Annotated in this window: 13 protein-coding genes; 11 read left to right on the forward strand and 2 right to left on the reverse strand. The window is 66.8% G+C overall.

What is annotated here, in order from left to right:
* Window positions 1–117: 117 nt before the first annotated feature.
* The 11 genes from glcE to AC07M1_RS02825 all read left to right on the forward strand — a co-directional run bounded on the left by glcE (window position 118) and on the right by AC07M1_RS02825 (window position 14,767).
* Window positions 118–1,212, forward strand: coding sequence for a glycolate oxidase subunit GlcE (gene glcE, locus AC07M1_RS02775; protein ID WP_495161041.1), 1,095 nt, complete (start codon window positions 118–120; stop codon window positions 1,210–1,212).
* Window positions 1,213–2,502: a glycolate oxidase subunit GlcF gene (gene glcF, locus AC07M1_RS02780; RefSeq protein ID WP_495161042.1), complete on the forward strand. Its 1,290-nt coding sequence runs from the start codon at window positions 1,213–1,215 to the stop codon at window positions 2,500–2,502. It begins immediately after the preceding gene.
* Window positions 2,503–2,613: 111 nt separating this feature from the next.
* A complete protein-coding gene (locus AC07M1_RS02785; RefSeq protein ID WP_495161043.1) occupies window positions 2,614–3,993 on the forward strand; it encodes a glycoside hydrolase family 140 protein in 1,380 nt (459 codons plus the stop codon).
* Window positions 3,990–5,198 carry an L-rhamnonate dehydratase gene (gene rhmD, locus AC07M1_RS02790; RefSeq protein WP_495161044.1) on the forward strand — a complete coding sequence of 403 codons (1,209 nt, stop codon included), beginning with the start codon at window positions 3,990–3,992 and terminating at the stop codon, window positions 5,196–5,198. Before AC07M1_RS02785 ends, rhmD begins: the two co-directional genes overlap by 4 nt.
* 23 nt (window positions 5,199–5,221) lie before the next feature.
* Window positions 5,222–6,079: a fumarylacetoacetate hydrolase family protein gene (locus AC07M1_RS02795; protein WP_495161045.1), complete on the forward strand. Its 858-nt coding sequence runs from the start codon at window positions 5,222–5,224 to the stop codon at window positions 6,077–6,079.
* Window positions 6,061–6,807 carry an SDR family oxidoreductase gene (locus AC07M1_RS02800; protein WP_495161046.1) on the forward strand — a complete coding sequence of 249 codons (747 nt, stop codon included), beginning with the start codon at window positions 6,061–6,063 and terminating at the stop codon, window positions 6,805–6,807. The genes AC07M1_RS02795 and AC07M1_RS02800 overlap by 19 nt, the downstream gene beginning before the upstream one ends.
* A gap of 1 nt (window position 6,808) precedes the next feature.
* Entirely contained in the window at window positions 6,809–7,720 is a 912-nt protein-coding gene (locus tag AC07M1_RS02805; RefSeq protein ID WP_495161047.1) for an amidohydrolase family protein, read from the forward strand.
* On the forward strand, window positions 7,720–10,785 hold the full coding sequence (locus AC07M1_RS02810) for an alpha-L-rhamnosidase (RefSeq protein ID WP_495161048.1): 3,066 nt from the start codon (window positions 7,720–7,722) through the stop codon (window positions 10,783–10,785). The genes AC07M1_RS02805 and AC07M1_RS02810 overlap by 1 nt, the downstream gene beginning before the upstream one ends.
* A gap of 12 nt (window positions 10,786–10,797) precedes the next feature.
* The gene (locus AC07M1_RS02815) at window positions 10,798–11,466 is read left to right on the forward strand and encodes an aspartate/glutamate racemase family protein (RefSeq protein WP_495161049.1); all 669 of its coding nucleotides are present in this window, start codon (window positions 10,798–10,800) and stop codon (window positions 11,464–11,466) included.
* Window positions 11,463–12,710 (forward strand): MFS transporter, encoded by a 1,248-nt coding sequence (locus AC07M1_RS02820; protein WP_495161050.1) that lies wholly within the window; start codon window positions 11,463–11,465, stop codon window positions 12,708–12,710. The genes AC07M1_RS02815 and AC07M1_RS02820 overlap by 4 nt, the downstream gene beginning before the upstream one ends.
* Entirely contained in the window at window positions 12,707–14,767 is a 2,061-nt protein-coding gene (locus tag AC07M1_RS02825) for a beta-galactosidase (protein ID WP_495161051.1), read from the forward strand. Before AC07M1_RS02820 ends, AC07M1_RS02825 begins: the two co-directional genes overlap by 4 nt.
* A 9-nt stretch (window positions 14,768–14,776) precedes the next feature.
* Here the strand turns inward: AC07M1_RS02825 and AC07M1_RS02830 are convergent, their stop codons facing one another.
* A complete protein-coding gene (locus AC07M1_RS02830) occupies window positions 14,777–17,737 on the reverse strand; it encodes a glycosyl hydrolase (RefSeq protein ID WP_495161052.1) in 2,961 nt (986 codons plus the stop codon).
* 30 nt (window positions 17,738–17,767) lie between these two features.
* The gene (locus tag AC07M1_RS02835) at window positions 17,768–19,087 is read right to left on the reverse strand and encodes a four-carbon acid sugar kinase family protein (protein WP_495161053.1); all 1,320 of its coding nucleotides are present in this window, start codon (window positions 19,085–19,087) and stop codon (window positions 17,768–17,770) included.
* Window positions 19,088–19,206: the final 119 nt, after the last annotated feature.

Raw genomic sequence — 19,206 nt, forward strand, 5'->3', positions numbered from 1 at the left:
CCCGGCCTCGTGCCGGGGTCCACGGCTCCCCCTCGTCCGATGCACTGGCGCCTCTTGTTTCATGCCAGCCTCCCGGTGGACCCCGGCACAAGGCCGGGGTGACGGTAGAGGTGGGCAATGATCCGTCCCGCTTCCATCGGGGAGCTGTGCGAGGTCATCTCCTCCGGCACCAAATTCCGCCTTCGCGGTGGCGGTACCAAGGATGCGATCGGCGCGCCGTGCGATGCACAGATCGTCGACATGCGCGGCTTCGCGGGCGTGATCGACTACGACCCGCCCGAACTCGTCCTCACCGTCGGCGCCGGCACACCGCTGGCTGAGATCGAGGCACTCGTCGCGAGCGAAGGCCAGATGCTCGCCTTCGATCCGTTCGATCACGGTGCGATGCTCGGCAATGATGGCGGCGCGACCATCGGCGGCGTGATCGCGGCGGGCGTAGCGGGCCCCGCGCGGCTGTCGCGTGGCGGCGCGCGCGATCATCTGCTCGGCTTCACCGCCGTCTCGGGACGCGGCGAACGTTTCGTCGCGGGGGCGAAGGTGGTCAAGAACGTCACCGGCTACGATCTGCCCAAGCTGATGGCGGGAAGCTGGGGCCGGCTTGCCGCGCTGACCGAGCTGACGCTCAAGGTCCTGCCCGCGCCGCGCACGCGGCTGACTTTGGTCATCCGCGGCCTCGATCCGGCCGGGGCGGTCGCGGCGATGGCGCGCGCGCTGGGATCGGCGGCGGAAGTTACCGCCGCCGCTCATCTGCGCGACTGGCGGGGCGAGGCGATGACCGCGCTGCGGCTCGACGGTTTCGCGGAATCGGTCGCGGCGCGCGCGGCGATGCTGCCCGAATTCGAAGCAATCGACGATGGCGATGCGCTGTGGCGCGCCGTGCGCGATGTTTCGCCGCTGCCACGCGAATGGCCGCTATGGCGGCTGATCGTCGCACCCGGCCAGGCGCCCAGCGTTATCGCCGCGCTACCGGGTGCGGAATGGCTGCTCGACTGGGCGGGCGGACTGATCTGGCTGGCAAGCGCGGCCGATCCCGTCGCGATCCGCGCGGCTGCCGAGGCGGCGGGCGGGCATGCCACGCTGGTTCGTGCCAGCGAGGCGATGCGCGGCGCCGTCTCGACACTTCACCCGCAACCTCCCGCTCTGGCCGGGATCGAGACACGCGTGCGCCGCGCCTTCGACCCGGACGGCATATTCGAAACAGGGCGCTTCTAGATGCAAACCCGGTTCACCCCTGATCAGCTGGCCGACCCGGCAATGGCCTCGTCCGAGGGCGTGATCCGCAAATGCGTCCATTGCGGCTTCTGTACCGCGACCTGCCCGACCTATGCGTTGCTCGGCGACGAGCTCGATAGCCCGCGCGGGCGCATCTATCTGATCAAGGACATGCTGGAGAACCAGCGCAAGCCGGGGCCGGAGACGGTCAAGCATATCGACCGCTGCCTCTCCTGCCTGTCGTGCATGACCACCTGCCCCTCGGGCGTGAACTATATGCACCTGGTCGATCATGCGCGGGCGTACATTCACGAGAATTACCGCCGCCCGTGGCATGAGCGCGCGGTGCGGCGATTGCTCGCGGCGATCCTGCCCTATCCCGGCCGCTTCCGCGCGGCGCTGATACTCGCGAAACTGAGCCGGCCCTTCGCCCCACTGGTCGCGGGGGTGAAGCCGCTCGCGGCGATGCTGGCGATGGCACCGAAGCGGGTACCTCCTCCGGTCGCCCCTGTGAATGCGACGGTGCCCGGTACCAAAGGCCGGATCGCGCTGCTTCAGGGCTGCGCCGAACCCGTGCTCAAACCCGAATATCGCGCCGCCGCGATCCGTCTGCTCAATCGCGCCGGCTATGACGTGGTGTTCGCCGCCGGCGAGGGCTGCTGCGGCGCGCTGGTCCATCATATGGGCCGCGAGGCCGACGGGCTCGACGCCGCGCGGCGCAATGTCGATGCGTGGATGCGCGAGATCGAGGGCGGCGGACTGGCGGCGATCGTCGTGACCGCATCGGGCTGCGGCACCACGATCAAGGACTATGGCTTCATGCTGCGCAACGATCCCGCCTATGCCGACAAGGCGATACGCGTGTCGGCGCTGGCGAAGGATGTCTCCGAGCTGCTCGCCGAGATCGATCTGCCCCCGGGCGACGGGCGCGGCCTCACCGTTGCCTATCACGCCGCCTGTTCGCTCCAGCATGGGCAGAAGGTCACCGATGCGCCCAAACGGCTGCTCGCCGCCGCCGGTTACACCGTGCGTACGCCCGCCGAAGCGCATCTCTGCTGCGGATCCGCGGGCACCTACAACATCCTCCAGCCGGATATCGCAGGCCAGCTCGGTGCCCGGAAAGCGGCCAATCTCGCGCGATTGCAGGCCGATGTGATCGCCACCGGAAACGTCGGCTGCGCGATGCAGATCGCCCGCCATGGTAGCTTCCCTGTCGTCCACTCGATCGAACTGCTCGACTGGGCGACCGGCGGCCCCGCTCCGGCAGCTTTCGCGCATCGAAACGCTTGACCAAATAATACTATTATATTTAAATTGTACGACGACTGGAGGTGTCGAATCCCTGGTCGTCGATAGTGACCCGTGCTGCGCAGGCAGAGGCGGGCTTGGGAGAGTGTAGGGATGGCTTCGAGATTTCTGCTGACCGGCCTTGCCGTGCTGGCGACGGCACCCGCCGCCGCGCAGACGCCGCCGCTCAGCGTCTCGGCCAATCACCGCTATCTGGAGGCGGGTGGCAAGTCCTTCTTCTGGCTGGGCGACACCGCTTGGCTGTTGCTCAGCCGCCTCGACCGCGAAGAGACCGAGCATTATCTCGCCACGCGCCAGCGTCAGGGCTTCAACGTCGTCCAGGTGATGGTGTTGCACACTGACAAGATGACCAACCGCTACGATGCGCCTGCTTTGATCGACGGCGATCCTGGGCAGCCGCGCACCACCCCGGGTAAGAATCCTGCCAAGGCGGGCGAGTATGACTATTGGGATCACCTCGATTGGGTGGTCGAACGCGCCGCGGCGCACGGCATCTATGTCGCGATGGTGCCCGCCTGGGGCGACCTCGCGATGGAGCGTCAGCTCAACGAGAAGAATGTCGAAAGCTATGGCCGCTTCCTGGCCGAGCGGTATGGCAAGGCGCCCAACGTCATCTGGCTCAACGGCGGCGACACGCGCTCGGAGATGCGCGCGGCGGTGTGGGACAAGCTCGGCACCACGATCAAGAAGATCGCGCCCAAGCAGCTGATAACCTTCCATCCGATCGGCCGCACCACATCGTCGTGGCAATGGCACCAGGCGCCGTGGCTGGACTTCAACATGTTCCAGTCGGGTCATCGCAGCTACGCGCAGGAAGGCGCGAACGCGATCGGCGAGGACAACTGGCGCTATGTCGAGCAGGACCTCGCCCGCACCCCGCCCAAGCCGACGATCGACGGCGAGCCGAGCTACGAGAATATCCCGCACGGCCTGCACGAGCCGAACCAGCCGCGCTGGCAGGCGGCGGACGTGCGCCGCTACGCGTGGTGGGGCGTGATGGCCGGCGCGTTCGGCCATACTTATGGCGAAAACCACGTCATGCAGATGTTCGTCGCCGGTTCGAAGGATGCCAATTTCGAACCTAATCAACGCTGGGACACGTCGCTGACCGCGCCCGGCGCACCGGGCGCCGACCAGATGCGACACCTGCGCACCCTCATCGAGTCGCGGCCGATGCTCGAGCGCGTGCCCGACCAGACCATGATCGCCGACAATGGCGTCCGCTACGATCGCGTGCTGGCGAGCCGGGGCAAGGCCTATGCCTTCGCTTACACCCATACCGGCCGCCCCTTCACGCTGAAGCTGGGCGCGATCGCGGGCAACCGGGTCAAGGCACAATGGTACTCGCCGCGCGACGGCAAGTTCACGCCCGTGGGCGGTTTCGCCAATCGCGGCGTGAAGCGTTTCGATCCGCCGGGCGAGGCCACGGCCGGCAATGACTGGGTGCTGGTGCTGGATGGTGCCGCACGATGAACGAAGGGAAATTCGTGGGTCTTCCGAAGATCAAACATGTCCGCGCCTACACGGTGCGCGGGGGCGGCGCGGACTATCACGATCAGGGCGCGGGCCACTGGATCGACGATCACATCGCGACGCCGATGTCCAAATATCCCGAATATCGCCAGAGCCGCCAGAGCTTCGGCATCAACGTGCTCGGCACGCTGGTGGTCGAGCTGGAGGCCGAGGACGGCACGATCGGCTTTGCCGTCACGACCGGCGGCGAACCCGCTTGCTTCATCGTCGAGAAGCATCTGTCGCGTTTCCTGATCGGTCGCGACCCGTCGGACTATGAGACGATCTGGGATCAGATGTACTTCTCGACCCAATATTATGGGCGCAAGGGGCTGGTCGTGAACGCCATTTCGGGCGTCGACCTCGCCATCTGGGACCTGCTCGGCAAGCTGCGGCAGGAGCCGGTCTATCACCTGCTCGGCGGCGCGGTGCGCGACGAGATGCAGTTCTACGCCACCGGAGCGCGGCCCGACCTCGCCAAGGAAATGGGCTTTATCGGCGGCAAGCTGCCGCTCCATCACGGCCCCGCCGAGGGCGAGGCAGGGATGGACAAGAACCTTGCCCTGCTCGCCGACATGCGGGCCAAGTGCGGCGACGATTTCTGGCTGATGTACGATTGCTGGATGGCGCTCGACATCGATTACGCGACCCGCCTCGCGCATCGCGCATGGGATGAGTGCGGCCTGAAGTGGATCGAGGAAGCGCTCTCGCCCGACGATTATTGGGGCTATGCGCAGCTCAAGAAGAATGCCCCCGACGGCCTGCTCGTCACCACCGGCGAGCATGAATCGACCCGCTGGGGCTTCAGGATGCTGCTCGAGATGGAGTGCTGCGACATCATCCAGCCCGATGTCGGCTGGTGCGGCGGCGTGACCGAGCTGATCAAGATCGCCGACGACGCCGACAAGAAGGGCGTGCTGATGGTCCCGCACGGATCGTCGGTCTACAGCTATCACTTCGTGGTGACGCGCCACAATTCGCCCTTCGCCGAGTTCCTGATGATGCATCCGGGACCGACCGAGGTGGTGCCGATGTTCGCGCCGCAATTGCTGGGCGAGCCGGTGCCGGTGAACGGCAAGATCCGCGCGAGCGAACTCGACAAGCCCGGCTTCGGCGTCGAGCTCAACCGCGACATCGCGCTCCATCGCCCCTATCCAAACGACTGACATTCAAGACCGAAGGAAGACCCATGAAGCTCTGCCGTTATGGCGCTCCCGGCGCCGAAAAGCCCGGCCTGATCGACGCCGATGGCCGCATCCGCGACCTGTCCAACTATGTCGCCGATATCGACGCGCAGACCCTGTCGAAGGAAACGCTGGCGAACCTCGCGGGCGTCGACCCCACCACGCTCAAGCTGGTGGAAGGCGATGTGCGCTATGGCCCCTGCGTCACCGGCACGCGTCAGTTCGTCGCGATCGGCCTCAACTATGCCGATCACGCGGCCGAATCCAACCTGCCGATCCCCGAGGAGCCGGTGGTGTTCAACAAATGGGTGAGCTGCATTCAGGGGCCGAACGACCCCGTCACCATCCCCAAGGATTCGAAGAAGACCGATTGGGAAGTCGAGCTGGGCATCGTCATCGGTACCGCCGCGCATAACGTGTCCGAAGCCGACGCGCTCAGCCACGTCGCCGGCTATTGCGTGGTCAACGACGTGTCCGAGCGCCACTGGCAGACCGAGCGCGGCATGACCTGGGACAAGGGCAAGGGCTTTCCGACCTTCGGCCCGATCGGTCCATGGATGGTCACCGCCGACGAGGTCGGCGATCCGCAGAACCTGTCGATGTGGCTGTCGGTCAACGGCAGGAAGATGCAGGACGGCAATACCAGGACGATGATTTTCACCGTCGCGCAGATCGTCTCCTACCTCTCGCAGATCATGACGCTGCTTCCGGGCGATGTCATCACCACCGGCACCCCGCCGGGCGTCGGCCTCGGTCAGAAGCCCGAGCCCTGGTACCTCAAGGCCGGCGACGTGGTCGAGCTGGGCATCGAGAAGCTCGGCGAGCAGCGCCAGGACTTCGTCGCATGGGCACCGGCGAAGTGAGCGGCCGCTTCGAGGGCCGCGTCGCGGTCGTCACCGGCGGCGCAGCGGGCATCGGCCGCGCCGCCGCAGAGCGGATGGCGGCCGAGGGCGCGCAGGTCAGCGTGTGGGACATTTCCGACGATGCGCTGGCGAGCTGCGATTTCGCGGCACACACCGCCAAGGTCGACCAGTCGGACGAGGCGCAGGTGATCGCGGCGGCGGCGGATGTCGCCGCCAGGCTCGGCCGGCTCGACATCCTCGTCGTCTCGGCGGGGATCACCGGGCCCAACGCCACGCTGGAGAGCTACCCCTCCGACGCGTGGCAGCAGGTGATCGCGATCAACCTCAACGGCACCTTCTTCTGCGACAAGGCGGTGATCCCGCACATGAAGGCGAACGGCTATGGCCGCATCGTCAACATCGCGTCGGTCGCCGGCAAGGAAGGCAATCCCAACGCCAGCGCCTACTCGACGTCGAAGGCGGGGGTGATCGGTCTGACCAAATCGCTGGGCAAGGAACTGGCCAAGGACAATATCACCGTCAACGCGGTGACCCCGGCGGCGGTCAAGACCGCGATCTTCGACCAGATGACACAGGCGCATATCGACTTCATGCTCTCGAAGATCCCGATGGGACGCTTCGGCACGGTGGACGAGAATGCGGCGATGATCTGCTTCCTGGCGAGCGAAGAGGCGAGCTTCTCGACCGGCGCGGTGTTCGACACCTCGGGCGGGCGCGCGACCTACTGACATGCACAACCGTCCGCCCCTCGTCGATCCGCATGTCCATCTCTGGGACCTTGGCCACATCCGCTATCCGTGGCTGACCGGGCCGTTCGATACCGACAATCCCAATGGCAGCGTCGAACCGATCGCGGTGGATTACCCGCTCGACGCCTATCTGGCCGATGCCGGGCAGTGGGACGTGCGCGGGATCGTGCATATCGACGCGGGGGCGGACCCGGCGGACGCGCTCAAGGAAACGCAGTGGCTTCAGGCCATGGCCGATGCGCGCGGGATGCCGAGCGGCATCGTCGCCTTCGCGGCGCTGGATGACCCTGAGGTCGAGACGCTGCTCGCCGCGCATGTCGAGCATGCCAATGTCTGCGGCATCCGACACATCATCAACTGGCATTCCGATCCGGCGCGCAGCTACTCGCCCGTCGATGTCACGACGACCAGCGCGTGGATGCGCGGCTTCGGGTTGCTCAGAAAATTCGATCTGAGCTTCGACCTCCAGGCCTATCCCGGCCAGTTCGCGCATCTCGCGCAGCTGATCGCCCGGCATCCCGACACGCAGGTAATCCTCAACCACACCGGCATGGCGATCCCTGGCGACGCCGATGGCTGGGGCGAGTGGCGACGCGGCATGGCTGCGTTAGCGGCTTTGCCCAATGTCGCGGTCAAGATCTCCGGAATGGGCTTCACCTGGCGACCCTGGGATGTCGATCAGGCGCGCAGCTATGTGCGCGAGACGATCGAGCTGTTCGGCACGGCGCGCGCGATGTTCGCCAGCAACTTCCCCACCGACAAATTGTTCGGCAGCTTCGACCAGCATTTCGACGCCTATGACGCGATCACCGCGGATTTTTCGGCGGACGAGCGCGCGGCTTTGTTCGGCGGCAATGCCAACCGCATCTACCGCCTCGGACTGGACCTGTGATGCGGGTCACCGATCTTCGCGCCGAATATACCGTCGATCTGCTGGGCACGCAGGTCGCGCATCCGCGCCTGTCGTGGCGGATCGAGGATGCGGAGAAGCAGACAGGCTATCGCATCCGCGCCGCGGCGAGCGTTGCGGCGCTGGCCGCGGGCGACCTGCTCTGGGACAGCGGCACGATCGCGAGCGATGCGACGTTCGACATCGCCTATGGCGGCCCGGCGCTTGGCCCGATGCAGCGCATATGGTGGACCGTGGAGGCCGATGGGGCCACTTCCGATCCCGCCTGGTTCGAAGCCGGCCTGCTCTCGCCCGACGACTGGCGCGGCGAGTGGATCGAGGCGGAGGATGAAAATGCCGCCGCCGATCGCGCCGTTGGGGTGAGCTGGGTGTGGGGCGAAACCTCGCTCGACGCGCGTCCGCACGCCTTCCGCATCGACTTCGAAGCCCCCGCCGATCTGGTGCGGGCCGAGGTGCTGGTCGCGGGCAAGGATCACCTGCGTGGCGTGTGGGTCAACGGCGTCAAGTCGCCGCTCGACTGGCATTTCGACTGGGACACCTATCTCCCCTTCTGGGGCACGCTCGCGCCCTATGAGGGTAAGGTCAGGCCCGGCCGCAACAGCGTCTGCGCGCTGGTCGAGGCGGACACGACCGGCTTCTTCCCGGTCGATGGCGGCGCCTTTGCCGCGTTGATCCGGTTGCATCGGGCGGACGGCAGCGTCGAGCGGATCGCCGGCAGCGCCTTTCATGTGATGCCCGATGCGCCACAAGGCTGGACTGACACCGGTTTCGATGCGCGCGGCTGGGCGCGCGTGGTGCCGAGCACCAGTTGGGCGCGGGGCGATCCCCGGCCGAGCGAGCCGGCGATGCTGCTGCGGACGGGCTTCGAAATTTCCAAGCCGGTGGTTGCCGCGCGGCTCTACGCCACCGCGCTCGGCGCCTATGATGCGCGGATCAACGGGCAGAAGGTGAGCGAGGCGATCCTGGCGCCCGAGATCACCGTCGCGAAGAGCCACATCCTCTATCAGACCCACGACGTTACCGCGCTGATCGCGCAGGGCGCGAATGCGCTGGGCGCGGTCGTCGGCGACGGTTTCTACGCCTCGCCCTTCGGTTGGCGGATCGAGCGCTATGGCTTCGGCCCGGCACCGCGCCGGTTCCGCGCGATGCTGCGGATCGACTATGTCGATGGCACGCACGACTGGGTAACGACCGGGCCGGACTGGAAGATCGCGACCTCGCCGATCCTGAAGTCCGAAATCTATGATGGCGAGAGCTTCGATGCGCGGCGGATCGTGCCGGGCTGGTCGGCGCCGGGGTTCGACGCGTCGGGCTGGGCAGACGCGAAGATCGGCGTCGCGCCCGATACGCAGCTGATCGCGCAGACCTCGCCCTTGCTTGAGCGCAACGGCGTGTGCCGCGCGGTGTCGGTCAGCGAACCGGTGCCGGGCCGTTTCATCTTCGACTTCGGCCAGAATTTTTCCGGCTGGGTGCGCATCCGCGCCACCGGTCCGGCGGGGACCACGATCACCGCCAAATTCGCCGAACTGCTCAACCCGGACGGAACGGCGGACCTCGCCAATTTGCGGCTGGCGAAGGCGACCGACCGGTTCACCCTCGCGGGTACCGGCGCGCCCGAAGTCTTCGAGCCGCACTTCACCTATCACGGCTTCCGCTATGTCGAGGTCGCGGGCTATCCGGGCACGCCGACCGCCGACGATATCGAAGGGGTGATCGTCCACAGCGCGTGCCGCGAAGTCGGCGCGATGACCTTCCCTGACGCGCCCTTGCTCCAGCAGATCTGGAACAATGCGCTGTGGAGCCAGCGGTCGAACTTCTTCGCGGTGCCGACCGATTGCCCGCAGCGCGACGAACGCATGGGCTGGATGGGCGATATCCAGGTGTTCCTCGACGCCGCCGCGTTCAACATGGAGGTCGATCCCTTCATCCGCCGCTTCCTGCTCGAGGCGCGCGCGGCCCAGCGTGACGACGGCGCCTACCCGATCGTGGTGCCGCAGCCCTTGTCCTTCCCCGATGTCGTGACGGCGGGATGGAGCGAGGCGGGGATCATCCTGCCGTGGCAGCTATGGCAGCGTTACGGCGATACCGCGGTGATCGACGAGAATTGGGACGCGATGCAGGGCTGGATGGCCTATGTCGCGCGCACCAATCCGGATCATGTCTGGCGCAACGACCGTGGCCTCGACCTCGGCGACTGGCTGTCGGTCGATGCGATCAAGCCCGATGACGAGACCACGCCGCGCATCCTTTGCGCCACTGCCTACTGGGCGTGGAGCGCCGAGCTGATGGCGGAGATGGCGGCGGCGATCGGGCGCGATGCCGACGCGACCCGCTATCGCACGCTGCATGCGGCGATCCGCGATGCCTATGGCGCCGAGTTCGTCGACGCGGACGGCGCATGCGGCAATGGCAGCCAGACCAGCCAGGTCCTGTCGCTCGCCTTCGGGCTGGTGCCGGAAGCGCGGCGTGCGGCGGCGGCGCGGGTGCTGGCGGACGAGATTCACGGGCGGGGCATGAAGCTTTCGACCGGCTTCCTCGGGACGCCTTACCTGCTCGACGTTCTGGCCGAGGCGGGGCTGTGGGAGGAGGTTTCCGGCCTGCTGCTCCAGACCGGCTACCCCAGCTGGGGCTATATGCCGCAGCGGGGCGGGACGACGGTGTGGGAACGCTGGAACGGCGACACCGGCGATCTCAGCATGAACAGCTACAACCATTATGCGTTCGGCGCGGTCGTCGGCTTCTTCTACCGTCGCCTCGGGGGAATCGCGCCGGCGTCGCCCGGCTTCCGCCGGATCGCGGCGCGGCCGGTATGGCTGCCGCAAGTCGGTCGCGTCACGGTGCGATTCGACTCCCCGGTGGGCCCGATCGCGACCGAGACCGGCGGCGATGCCGATGGCCTCAACCGCTTCGCGCTGACCGTGCCCGCCAACGCCGTTGCCGAGGTCGAACTGCCCGGCACTGGCTGGCGCGGCGTGCCGAACGCACGCGAAGACGATGGCCTGACCCGCTTCGAAGCGGGAGCGGGCACGCACGAATTCACAAGATAGAGAGGGTTGCCGATGCCGACGCTGGGGCTCGTCCATAATTCGCCGATGCTGGCGGGGGTGTTCAACGAGATCGCGGCGCGGGTAATGCCCGATGTGCGCATCCTCCATTTCGTCGACGAAAGCACGATCAAGAACACGATCGCGGCGGGGCATCTGCAAAAGTCGACGATGCGGCAGGTGATCCGGCTGGTCGGTTCGACCTTCGATGCCGGGTGCGACGTGGCGATGGTGACCTGTTCGTCGATCGGCCGCGCGGTCGAGATGGCGGCGGAGCTGTACGATCAGCCGGTATTGCGCGTCGATCGCGCCATGGCGGAGCAGGCGGTGGCCAGCGCGACTCGGATCGGCGTTGTGGCGACACTCTCCACCACGCTCGATCCCACCGCCGATCTCGTCCGCCGCGTCGCCGCCGAGCAGGGCAAGGCGATCGAGCTTCTCCCGCATCTGTGCGAGGGCGCGTTCGACGCGGTAATGGCCGGCGACGGCGCGACCCACGACCGCATCGTCGGCGAAGCACTCACGACCGCGCTGGCCGATGTTGATGCGATCGTGCTGGCGCAGGCGTCGATGGCGCGTGTTGTTGCGAGCTTGCCCAAGGGCGCGGTCAAGGCGCCGATGCTGTCGAGCCCTGAGCTCGGGATGCTGCGCGCGGCAGAAGTGCTCAAGGGCCTCATCAAGTGAAGAAGCGCCATGGCGTGCTCGGCCTGCTCGCCGCGCTGTCGGTCATCACCTTCATCGACCGGATGGCGATCGCGGTCACCGGACCGGCGATCCAGCAGGATCTGGGCATCACCCCGGCGCAATGGGGCTGGGTGCTGGGCGCCTATACCTTCGCCTATGCCGTGTTCGAGGTGCCGTCGGGCGCGATCGGCGACCGCTTTGGCTATCGCAAGGAATTGACCCGGATCACAATCTGGTGGTCGTTCTTCACCGCGATCACCTCGGCGTGCCATAATTTCTGGCAGCTGGCGGTGGCGCGCTTCATGTTCGGTCTCGGCGCGGCGGGTGCCTATCCCAACATGTCGGGCGTGCTCTATCGCTGGTTTCCCAAGCGCGAGCGGGCGCGCGGGCAGGGCGTGATCTGGGCGGCGAGCCGGCTGGGCGGGGCGCTGGCGCCGCTGCTGCTGGTGCCGCTCAACACGCATCTTGGCTGGAAGATGGTGTTCGTCATCCTCGGCCTGGTCGGCTTCCTCTGGGCGATATTGTGGTGGCGCTGGTACCATGATCGCCCCGCCGACCAGCCGGGCATCACGGCGCAGGAGATCGCGGAAATCGGCGAGGATGAGGGCCCCGGCCATTCGGGCACGCCGTGGCGCAGGCTGCTCGGCCTGCCGCAGCTCTGGCTGATCGGTATCGCCTATTTCTTCTACGCCTTCGGCAGCTGGTTCTATTTCGGCTGGTTCTCGCAATGGCTCGTCAATGGCCGCGGCTTTAGCCAGAGCGAAATGGCCTTCTACGCCGCGATCCCGTTCCTGCTCGGCATCGTCAGCAACCTGATCGGTGGCGTGCTGAGCGACCGGATCGGTGCGCGCATCGGATACAAGCTCGCCTATCGTCTGATTACCGGCGTGTGCCTCGCGGTCACCGCGCTGCTGCTGCTGGCGATGAGCGTGACGCACGACAAGATCATGGTCGTCATGCTGGCCGCCACCAGCTTTGCCGTGATGGACCTGATGCTGCCCTCGGCCTGGGCGATGTGCATGTCGATCGGTGGGCGCTTCGGCGGCACTGCGACTGGCTTCATGAACATGCTCGGCAATCTGGGCGGCTTCGTCGGCGTCGTTGCGACCGGCTACATCATCGCGGGCACCGGCAGCTATGATCTGCCGGTGCAGGGTGTCGCGCTGATGGTGCTGATCGCGGCGGGGCTGTTCGCATTGATCGATAGCTCGAAGGGCTTTGACCAGAAGGCCGTAACGGCATGATGCGGTTGTTGGCGGCGGCGTTGCTCGCGGCCGTTTCGCCGGCGCTGCCCGCTGCGGCTCAGACCGATGCGCCGGCGGGCCAGCAGCAGTTCGAGACGCTGTGGCTCGGCTCGGCCTGGTATCCCGAGCAATGGCCTGAGGAACGCTGGGAAGAGGATCTGCGCCTGATGAAGGCGCAAGGCGCGAACGTCGTGCGGATCGGCGAATATGCCTGGAGCCGGATGGAGCCGGAGGGAGGCAAGTACGACATGGACTGGCTGGTTCGCGCGGTGCGGTTGGCGGCGAAATACGACATCAAGGTGGTGGTCGGCACGCCGAGCGATACGCCGCCGGCCTGGATGACGAGCAAATATCCCGACGTGGTCCAGATCCGCAGCGACGGCACGCCTGTGGCGCACGGGATGCGGCGGCACTTCTCGATCTCGTCGAGCCGCTATCGCGCCTTTTGCCGGGAGATCGCGACCCGCATGGCCACGGCGCTGGGCAAGGAACCCAATGTCATCGGCTGGCAGATCGGCAATGAGCCGAGCGACGAGAGCTATGATCCCGAGGCGAAGGCGGCATGGGTCGCGTGGCTCAAGGCGCGCTACGGCACGCTCGACAAATTGAACGACGCGTGGACCACGCAATATTGGTCGCAGACCTATAGCGCCTGGGAGCAGGTCCCGTTCAGCAGCGACAAGGCCAATCCCGGCTGGATGCTGGAAGTGAAGCGTTTCATCACGTCGCAATGGGTGGACTTCCATCGCAATCAGCGTGACGCGATCCGCGCGCATGCCGATCCCCGCCAGTTCGTCACGGTCAATTTCGGCGGGCTGGGCTGGGCCAACCGGTTCGATCGCTATGCCGCCAACCGCGACCTCGATTTCACTTCCTGGGACAATTATGTCGGTTCGGGGCATTTGAAGCCCGATCGCAACGGCGCGACCCACGATCTGGTGCGCGGGTGGAAGCAGAAGAATTTCTGGGTGATGGAAATCCAGCCCGGCTATGTGAACTGGGCCGGGGTCAGCAACATGCTCCATCCCGGCGAGACGCGGCGCATGGCGTGGCAGGCGATCGGCCACGGATCGGACGGCATCCTCTATTGGCAATGGCGCAACGCCCGCAACGGCCAGGAAACGATGCACGGCGCGCTGGTCGGCCAGGACGGCAAGCCGCTTCCGATCTATGCCGAGGTCGCGCAGATCGGGCGCGAGATGGCCAGGGCGGCGCCGGTGATCGCCGGCACACACCCGGTTTCGCCGGCCGCGATCCTGCAGGACTATCCCAGCCGCTGGGCGATCGATTTTCAGCCGCATCATCGTGACTATGACCAGATCGAGGTGCTGCTCGATTACTACCGGCCGTTGAAGGACGCGCTCGGCGCGGTCGACATCGTCGAGGCGGATACGGCGCCGCTGGGCGTCTATGGCGTCGTCGTCGCGCCGAGCCTGAACGTCATCAGCGAAGAGCTTGCCGCCAAGCTCGAGGCCTATGTCCATAGCGGCGGGCACCTGATCCTGGGGCCGCGTTCGGGCATGAAGGACCGGTACAATGCGCTGCAGCCGGTGCGGCAACCTGGGCCGCTCGCCGCGTTGCTGGGTGGCCAGGTCGAGCAATATTATGCGCTCGACGAGCCGGTGGAAGTGGGCGGCGGAAAGGCGACGATCTGGGCGGAGCAGCTGTCCACGGCGGCGCCCGACACGCAAGTGGTACTGCGCTACGGCAAGGCCAATGGCTGGCTGGACGGCAAGCCCGCGGCCATCAGCCGCGAGGTCGGTGGCGGGCGCATCACCTATGTCGGCGCACTGGTCAGCGATGTGGTCATGAAGACGCTGATCGACGACGCGCTGAAGGAGGCGAGTATCATGCGCGACTTCGCCGTTCCCGCCGACGTCGAGCTGATGACGCGCGAGGGGAAGGGGCGGCGGATCGTCATCCTGATCAACCATGGCCGCGCGGAGCGAACGGTGATGCTGCCCGAGCCGATGATCGACATCCTGGGCGGCGGAAGCGTGTCGAGCGTGGCCTTGCCGATCGAGGGCGTCGCGGTGCTCCAGCGGCCGACGCGATGAAGGATCGCGCTATTCGACCTTCACCAGATCCGCGAACACCACCCGCACCGGGCCGAGCAGTCCGGAGCCCGCAAGCTCGATCGCGTTGCTTCCCGGTTTCACGGCGTCGGTGATGTCGACGCGATAGGGCTCCTTCCAGGTCACCCCCAAATCCTTGCCGTTGACCTTGACCCCCGCCAGCATCTCGACCCGGCCGAGGTCAAGGAAGATGCGACGGCCCTTTCGGATCACGTCCTCGGGGATGTCGATGGTGCGGCCGCCGGGAAGAGCGTGCCCCCACGGCCCGGCGACCGGGACCGGCGCGGGCACTTCGGCCTTGAATCTACCCCCATCGCTTGTGATGTAGGCGCCGCTTTCCCACACCAGCGCCTGAAGGTCGCCATAGCGGTCACGCGACACTTCGGCCGGTGCGGTGACCAGCGCCGGCGCGAGCGCGGCGGTGGTGTCGATGAAGCGCACCCCATCCTTCGCCACCCAATCGACCCGCCGCGCGCCGGCCGCGAAATCGAGCGTGATGAACGTCGATCCGGCGGGCGTGAGATCGAACGTCACCTCGGTCCAGTCGCGTTCGGTCTTGAACAAGGCCGCACGGGTAATGGCGCCGGTCTCGGCATCCCATAATGACGGCGCGGCGCTGCCGACGCGGAAGGTACAGGTGACGCGTTCGGCCCGGCGTTTGTCGTTGGCGACGAAATAGAGATGGGTCGGCCCGGCCTTGCGGTGCAGCCAGGCGAGCTGCCCGTCGGGCGTTGCGGTACGGCACGCGGCATCGGGCGCGACTTTCAGCGCGGTCAACGCATCGGCGACCGATCCGCCTGGGAAGACGCGGCCCGCGCCGACCTTGCGCGCGGCCTTGCCGTCACCCCAGATCGTATCCATCGCGGCGCGGAAGGTGGCGTCACCGTCCGCCTTGCCCGCCAGTGTCATCGGGTGCGCCGGTTTTGGCCCCAGCACCACCATTCCCGCCTCGACCAGCTCACGTACCTTGGCGGCGAGCTGCGGCGTCATCCCGGGGATATCCCGCGGGATGACGAGCAGGCGATAGGTTGCGCCATTGGCCAGCACGATCCGCCCGTCCTTCACCTTGGTGCGGGTCAGCAGCACTTCGGCATTGACCAGGTCATGTTGGTACCCGGCGGGGGCCTGTGGGCGGTCATGGCCGGCCGGGCCATCCTCGCCGACGAAGTAGAGCAGGTCGGCGACGTGGATGCCCTGCCGCAGCATATACTGGCTGCGCGACAGATAGTCCGACCAGGGTTTCGCCTGAGGGCCGCCGCGATGAAGGAGGAGCTGGTTGACCCCTTGTGCGAATAGCCGGTCGACCGGGGGCTTCAGCGCATAGGGGGCGTCCGGTTCGCGGCTGGCCTTGGCCTCGGCTGCGATGACGGTCTTGCCGTAGACGTGCCCGGCGGAGGTGGCAATTTGGAGCGCTTGGTTTGGTGCGTCCGACCTGAACCCGACCATCGGGACCTGCGCGCGGCCTGAGAGCTGCAGCGCGTCGAACGCGCCCGGGCCGTCGCTCCGGACGATCAGCTTGAGGCCGGCGCCAGTCGCGCGCGTTTGCATCCGGCCATAATAGCTGTCGGCCAGCAGACCAGCGAGCGTGCGGCGGAAATCGAACAGGAAGCGGTTGGAGATATCGAGGTCGCCGACAATCCGTCCGGTCAGTGCGGGCAGATAGGGCGTGATCGCATAGCCGTTGCGCTTCTGGAAATCGGCGGGAAGCGCGGGTGTCCAGTTCTGGAGGTCCGTGTCGACACTGTCGATTGCGACGTTATCGAACGCCTTACCGGCCAGCGGCCCGGCGGCCTTCACCAGCTTGCCGATCGTGTTGTCGAACTGAAGGTCGACCGCGGCGACGCTGAGCCGATCGACCTCAAGCTGGCCGGTCGGGGTGTGGCCAAGGCGCAGCACGGTCCACTCACCAATTGGGGGCGTCCAGTTGAGGATGCCCGTCGCATCGACATGCGCACTGATGTCGATGATTTGCGCGGGATCGATCGCATAGCGCGCCTTGAGGTCGAGCGGCGGCTTCCCTGCCTTGGCCTTCCCGCTGTCAAAGCGCGGGGTCGCATGAAGCAGCACCTCGGCGATCTGCACGCTCGACGATGGTGTGATGCGAAACAGCGTGGCCTCGACGCTCGCGAAGTTGAGGGTGGCGGGCGCATTGGTGGCGATTTCGACCTTGCCGATGCGTGACCAGGTGATGCCGTCGGCCGATGCCTCGACCGTGGTGGAGAAGGGCGACGCGGGCGTGGCCGCCTGAATCGTTGCCGACTGTGCGGCGAACGGCGCCTTCATCGTCACGACCAGCGGCGCTGCGGGCGAGATTTCGACCGCGCTGCCCGGGTCATGATCGGTGAGCGTCGATGGCACGATCGACATCTCCGCCTCCATCGCCTCCACCGCGTCGCGATAGGCGCTCTCGTCGCCGGGCGAAGCGGGGAAGGCGATCACGGCGGCGTCGCGATAGGAACCAAGCCGGGTATAGGGTTGGGGCAGCTGGACGCTGACGGGTACCTCGCCGTCGCCGCTTACACGGGCTTCGGTCCACACGATTTGCTGCATCGCCTGTTCGGGTGTGATCCACGGCCCGCCCGTCGAGGACCAGCGTAGCCCGACCTTGAGACCGAGCTGGTCGGCCTTGCCGATCATATGCGCCAGCAGATCGAGTGATTGCGGGGTCAGCATGTCGGCAGGCCCCGTGGAGCCATCGTTGCCGCCGTCGACCACCATCGCGCCGCCAAGTCCGATGTCGCGCATCGCCTGAAGATCGGCGTCGATCCCGTCCTTGGTGACGTTGCCGTTCGTCCAGGGATAAAGGGCGCGCGCGCGCGCCTCGGGCGGAGGATTACGAAAGGCTTCGGGATCAGGCGGGGTGTGGAGTGTGCGGTCCTGCGCCAGGCTTGGGGACGTGGCGGCCAAAACCACCAAGGTCGTGCCCATCGCCCATCGCATACGCCGATTCATTCCGTTCCTCCGTTCGCGGTCGACGCCTCCTTAGCCGCCCCGGCGCACGGTTTCGAAGAAATCATCGCGGCCCATCTGCCCGCCCTTGAGCACCAGCTCCAGCCCATCGATCGCGGGATCGGCCGAATGGGCGCGGACCAGCGGCGCGCCGCGCTCGACTGGCGCGGTCCAGGTGAGGGCGTCGATACCGAGCTGGGCAACGCCGTGGCTTGAGGTATCGCCACCCGCGAAGAGCAGGCGCTTGAGAGCGGTCCGGCGCATGACGTCTCGGGCGATACGGCCGAGCGCCTGACCCAGCTTCTCACCCGCTGCCGGAGCATCGCTGTCGAGCGGCCCTTCGGCCGAAGTCACCAGTGCCCGGCCATTTCGTGCCAGCGCGGCGAGCGCGGCGTCGGTGAGGCGCGCTTCCTCGGCGGACGATCCTTCGAGCAGCGCCGGTACATTCGCGCGCGCCGCGACAAAGCCGTCGGCGGCGCTCCGGGCAATCTGGCGTGCGGTGACGGGCGAGCAGCTCCCGCTTACCACCAGCAATCGATCGGTTTCGGCAGCCCGCGTGACTTCCGGCGCGCCCGCGATCAGCCCCTCGGCTGTCCATGCCAGGACCAGCGCGCGGGTCACGCCGGAGCTGCCCGCGGCGAAGCGAATGCCTTGCGAGCGCAGAATCGCGCCGGTCGCGGCAAGATCGGCGAAGCTCGTGCCGTCGAACAACACCGCGTCACAGCCGCTCACCGCATCGAACGCCGCTTCGGCCTCACCCGCCTGGAGACGGTCGAGCGGGACATGGCCGATCTTCGCGCCGGTCTGCGCGGCAAGGTGACGGATCAGATCGCTCTCGTGCATCGGCGTGACCGGATGGTGCGACATGGTCGGGTGGCGGTCGAGGCGGTGGACCCGGTCACTCGCCGCCGCGAAAAGGTTGGCGAAGGCGACGTAACGTCCGAGATGGGGCGCTGCGACGACGATTGCGCTCGGTGCGCCGAATGTCCGCACGCCGATATCGAGCGCCCGTCCGATCGATCCAACATGCGGTGCGCTGTCGAAGGTCGAGCAAGTCTTGTAGTGGACCAGCGCCGCATCACCGAGTGTCGCGAACATCGCGGGCAGTTCGGCGTCCATCCATTCGGGCGAGCGGCTGCGCGCGTCGCTGGCGATGCCGATCGCGCGTACCTGTGGGAAGCGCGCGCGCAGCGCCGCGTCGGGAGTGCGCAGGAACAATACCGCGGGCACGCCGCCTTCGGCCAGCTGCTCAAGCACATCGGTCGATCCGGTGAAATCGTCCCCGATAAAGGCGTAGAGCGGGGCGGGCAGGCTGGTTTGGTTCGACATTTCGGCTTCGGAACCCTCTGTCATCCCGGCCGAAGTGCCGGGATCCACTCATCCACGCTGACAGAACTCGATCCTCTTGCTCTTCCCTTTGCCTCCCGGTGGACCCCGGCACTTCGGCCGGGGTGACGACGGAGTGGAGAGGC

The organism is Sphingomonas sp. GW821-FHT10C01 (assembly GCF_059415525.1).